We start from the raw sequence: 3,890 nt of genomic DNA, 5'->3' as shown, positions 1-3,890 counted from the left end.
CGGCTCAAGCGCCCAATCCCTGCAATCTCAAATGCCTCCGCATCCGAAAAACAGACTCTCGCTCAATCGCTTAGAGACTTGTTCACGGACGACGATCTACCCCGCCGGTAGGCTGCCTGCCTCGAGTGCGATCGCCATCGATTGAATGATCGCTGCAAAGCGGACAGCGGTCTGGATTGTCGATTCCGTTACGCCCCCCTGCAGCACCTTCTCATGCGCCGCGATGCAGGCCCCGCAGCCATTGATCGCCGAAACCGCGAGTGACCATAGCTCGAAATCGGTCTTGTCGACTCCCGGATTGCCGACAATGTTCATGCGGAGCCGCGCCGGCATGGTTTCGTACGCCCTGTTCGAGGCAACGTGGACGAAGCGATAATAGATGTTGTTCATGGCCATCACGGCCGCTGCCGCCTAAGCGGCAGCGAGCGCCGCAGGCGTGAGCGTCTGGGCCGCGAGCGCTTCGAATGCCGATATCACATGCGGATTGCGCGTAGCCACCGCGCAGGCAAGAAACAGACCGTAGCGAGTCTGCTTGTCGAGGGATTCATCGGACACCAAGGACGAGAGGTTGAGCCTCACGTCCCTGGCAAAACCGGGAATCTGGCTTTTCAGCTCGTCGATCGACATATTCGTCAGGCAACTTTCAGCGTCTCGCCGCCGACCTCGCGGTTGCACGGGCAGAGCTCGTCCGTCTGCAGCGCGTCGAGCACGCGCAGCGTATCCTTCGGCGCGCGGCCGACATTGAGGTTGGTCGCGTAGACGTGCTGGATCGTGTTATTGGGATCGATGATATAGGTGTAGCGATAGGCGACGCCGTCGGGCGACCGCACGCCGAGGCCGTCGACGAGCGAGCCCTTAGTGTCTGCGAACTGCCAGATCGGCAGCTTTTGCAAATCCTTGTGGTCGCGCCGCCAAGCGAGCTTGCAGAATTCGTTGTCAGTCGATCCGCCAAGCACGACGGCATCGCGGTCCTCGAAGTCCTTCGATAGGCGCGCGAATTCGGCGATCTCCGTCGGGCACACGAAGGTGAAATCCTTGGGATAGAAGAAGATGATCTTCCATTTGCCCGGAAAGCTCTTCTCCGTCAGCGTTTCGAACGCGCTTTGTCCCTTCTCTTCCTGAACCTGAAATCCGGGCTTCACGCCGACGACTTCGAACGATCGCAGCTTACTTCCAATTCCGAGCATAGCTTTCGCACCTTTTTTGAACGGCTGTGGCCGCAATTGCCTTGGAAATTTCGCGCTGCCGCGCAAAAGGCCAGTGAATGGCCAGGACACCATACGGCAATAACACTATCGCGATGCCGGAATGAGTGACGCCCAACTTTATCAGTAATGCGCGGAATAACCGCATACATGTGCGTCTTTTGGCAGTTTTGCTGCAGCGGCATCAAATTGCGCTTACGAGGCCAGGATGCCTGCGCATAGTGCGTGTGACGCGGGGCTGCGGCTGTCCTGCGTCAACCAAAGCGTGGTGAGTCAGAAGTTTTTGAAATCCGCCCTTGTAGAGAGCGAAGCCCTGGCGAACTCCTCTCACTCCCTTCAATCGGAGTGAGCGTGAAGCTGGAAGCTATATCTCCGCACGATGCAGCGAGCGCTACCTCAAAGTTGCCCGGCTTGCGCAGACGGAGCGATGGATAGTAACGAGGCGATCGAGCTGCTCATCATGGAATGCGTTCCATTCTTCGCACGTTGTAAGCTTTGCCCCTACTTCATACATAAGTCGGTTCAGTTTTGACGCTACTTCTCGCCTGCGCGTCTCGATCGTTCCGAGCTCATTGAGGCCAGAGTCGGGCGACCAATGCTTGGGTGTCTAGCTTGTTTGTCACACTTGCGACGGCAAGCGCGGCAATGATCGGGTGGAGGATTCTGAGCGTCCGCCGCGAAGTGCGAAATGCCGACTGTCTGAATGAGATGTCAATCGCGGGCGCCTGTTAACTCGCCTCTCTCAAGCGAAAGAGGATGGCAGGTCGAAGTCAGCGTGGGATGCTCCGAAAGTGTGCAGCAGCATGCGGAATTGGTCGCCAGGTGACTCATCAAGGCCTCGCTTTTCCTGAGAATAGTGCGGAATTTATGCTTTGTGGCATCAAAAGTTGGAGGATTTCGCCCGCGCTTTCCGGTTACGATCGTCCGCGAGGTTACGCCGTTTCATAAGAAGCTGTGCAAGGAAGGCAAATGAAATCTCAATCAGAAGGGGAGGGAGTCCGCTTAGCGGCTCCGGTCGTTGAGCGTCAGGGTATGACCGAGGCCGAGTGGTGCATTCGTTGCGATCTCGCTGCGCTTTATCGCGTCTGTGACCTATATGGCTGGACCGACACGATCAGCACCCATCTATCGGTGCGCATTCCGGACGAGCCCAGGTGCTTCTTGATCAATAACTTCGGCGATCTATTTGGCGAGGTCGTTGCATCAAGTCTGGTAAAGCTAGACCTCGAGGGGGACAATCGTTCTGGCGGAGGGAAATTCAACCCTGCAGGGTTCACGATCCATGCTGGTATCTATAGGGCGAGGCCTGACGTCAATTGCATTATGCACACTCATACGCGTCCCGGCACCGGAATCTCGGTGCTCAAAGAAGGGCTGAGACCCATCAGTCAGGACGCGCTGGATGTCTATGATGAGCTCGCCTATCACGAATACGGCAAGCCGGTAACTGGGGAGGAGCGTGATTCTCTCGGCGAGAGTTGTCGGCATGGCGATGCTCTCATCTTGCGCAATCACGGCCTGCTTACACTGGGGGCGACGATACCGGCCGCGCTTCGGCGCATGTATACATTGAATCGGGCCTGCGAGATTGAGATTATCGCGCGCGGGTTGGGAGAGGAGCCGGCCCCGATTGCCCGCGACGTCGTTGAGCACTACGGGAGGGGCATGAAGAAGCGGCGTGCCTTGCCTAACTTTGGTGTGGACGACTGGCGCGCCGCGTTGCGTCAGATCAAGGGCCGGGGGGCGGACTGGAGGCAGTAGGCCGGGGTCGTGCCTGCATTCTGCTGCCGGCGGGGCGTTCCTAGCATTAAGGTGCTCCCGAGTTCACTGGCGCCTTCGTGGACTAGGTCCGTCTTCTAAAGACGAGTGATGCCATAGGTGCCGAGAAGTAAGATCATATCTGAAAAAGGATAATCGCTCATGACTAAGCATCCATCGCTTGTGCCCGACCGGGCTGCTATAGAGCGGCGCACCGTCAGCTACATCCGGGCGGAGGATGCCACGGCTGAGGACGTCGCTCTCCTTGACGAGCACTGGATGTCCTTCCGGGCTGGGACCGCCGATCGGGTGCTCGCCTATCTGCCTCTGCTCAGGGACAGCGCTGAGGGCGAGCGGGTCGACCGCTATGTGCACTCCCTGCAGACGGCGAGCCGCGCCTTGCGCGACGGCGCTGAGGACGAGCTCGTGGTAGCGGCGCTCCTCCACGATGTCGGCGATCTGCTGGCGCCCGATAACCATTCGGAGTTCGCGGCCTCGCTACTGCAGCCCTACGTCAGCAGAACGACCCACTGGATTGTCAAGCATCACGGCATCTTCCAAAGTTATTACTTCCTCCATCACAAAGGCAAGGATCGCAACCTGCGCGATCAGTTTCGTGGCCACCCCGCCTTTGAGAAGACGGTCGAGTTCTGCGCCAAGTGGGACCAGGCCTCCTTCGACCCAAGCTACGACACGTTGCCCCTGGAGACGTTCGAGCCCATAGTCCGTCGGGTGTTCGGCCGTGCTCCCTGGAGCGCTGAGGGCCCGCCGCTCTAGCCGCTCGCGACGGGGGCATCTCGTCGAACGTCCAGAATTCGGCGAGCTGCCCCTTTAAAGCGTGATGGCATTAAGTTCGATAGCCTGAATTTTTGAGGTAGTTGGCGCACTCCTCGGCGGTGAAGGCATCGAGTGCGTGGCCGATTGCGG

General features: G+C 58.6%; 3 protein-coding genes and 1 pseudogene. 2 read left to right on the top strand and 2 right to left on the bottom strand.

Annotation, left to right across the window (positions count from 1 at the left end; all coding sequences use genetic code 11):
* Window positions 1-96: 96 nt before the first annotated feature.
* Window positions 97-627, bottom strand: a pseudogene (locus tag YU9_RS43990) (carboxymuconolactone decarboxylase family protein).
* Window positions 628-632: 5 nt separating this feature from the next.
* Window positions 633-1,187: a peroxiredoxin gene (locus YU9_RS0138025; protein ID WP_027577375.1), complete on the bottom strand. Its 555-nt coding sequence runs from the start codon at window positions 1,185-1,187 to the stop codon at window positions 633-635.
* Window positions 1,188-2,174: 987 nt separating this feature from the next.
* Between YU9_RS0138025 and YU9_RS43985 the strand changes: the two genes are divergently transcribed.
* Together YU9_RS43985 and YU9_RS0138015 are read left to right on the top strand one after the other, a co-directional pair.
* Window positions 2,175-2,966 (top strand): class II aldolase/adducin family protein, encoded by a 792-nt coding sequence (locus tag YU9_RS43985; protein WP_051380674.1) that lies wholly within the window; start codon window positions 2,175-2,177, stop codon window positions 2,964-2,966.
* Window positions 2,967-3,125: 159 nt separating this feature from the next.
* Window positions 3,126-3,740 carry an HD domain-containing protein gene (locus tag YU9_RS0138015; protein ID WP_084299224.1) on the top strand — a complete coding sequence of 205 codons (615 nt, stop codon included), beginning with the start codon at window positions 3,126-3,128 and terminating at the stop codon, window positions 3,738-3,740.
* Window positions 3,741-3,890 lie beyond the last annotated feature (150 nt).

Origin of the sequence: Bradyrhizobium sp. WSM1743 (assembly GCF_000473065.1) — a bacterium.
GTDB lineage: Bacteria > Pseudomonadota > Alphaproteobacteria > Rhizobiales > Xanthobacteraceae > Bradyrhizobium.
This window is presented reverse-complemented; position numbering and strand designations above follow the sequence as displayed.

Bases quoted from the DNA above. Each gene is read 5' to 3' on its own strand.
- YU9_RS0138025 (WP_027577375.1), bottom strand. From the start codon at position 1,187: ATGCTCGGAATTGGAAGTAAGCTGCGATCGTTCGAAGTCGTCGGCGTG.
- YU9_RS43985 (WP_051380674.1), top strand. From the start codon at position 2,175: ATGAAATCTCAATCAGAAGGGGAGGGAGTCCGCTTAGCGGCTCCGGTC.
- YU9_RS0138015 (WP_084299224.1), top strand. From the start codon at position 3,126: ATGACTAAGCATCCATCGCTTGTGCCCGACCGGGCTGCTATAGAGCGG.